Origin of the sequence: Falsiroseomonas sp. E2-1-a20 (genome assembly GCF_051433195.1) — a bacterium.
GTDB lineage: Bacteria > Pseudomonadota > Alphaproteobacteria > Acetobacterales > Acetobacteraceae > Falsiroseomonas.
This window is the reverse complement of sequence record NZ_JBHMFT010000217.1, coordinates 1-315: the sequence shown is the minus strand read 5'-3', so window position 1 is coordinate 315 and position 315 is coordinate 1. Positions and strand designations below refer to the sequence as shown.

Here is a 315-nt window from a genome sequence, read left to right as displayed (position 1 = left end):
AATCAAGGCCTTCCAAAGCTTCTACGGGGCGCCGCTCCAGACGCAGGCCCTGGTGCGCCGGAACAGCGGTGGCGGCGCGTTTTCCGTGGTTGCCGATTCGGCGCTTCGCCGCAGCGAAGCCCGCGCCGCGGAGGCCGAGGCCCTGCTCCGCGACTGCGAGGGGCGCCTCGCCGCCATGGAGGCCAGTACCTTCTGGCGCACTAGCAGTCCGTTCCGCAGCTATCTCGCAGCCAATCCACGCATGCGGACCGCGATGAAGCAGGTCCTGCAGCCGGTCTGGCGAGGGCTGCGCCGCCTGAGGTGACAGCGGCCGTA

At 69.8% G+C, this 315-nt stretch carries 1 protein-coding gene; it reads left to right on the top strand.

Annotated features, from left to right (window positions below):
* The coding region (locus tag ACFHPP_RS31435) for a hypothetical protein (protein ID WP_437167140.1) at window positions 1-304 on the top strand (304 nt) is incomplete at its 5' end.
* Window positions 305-315 lie beyond the last annotated feature (11 nt).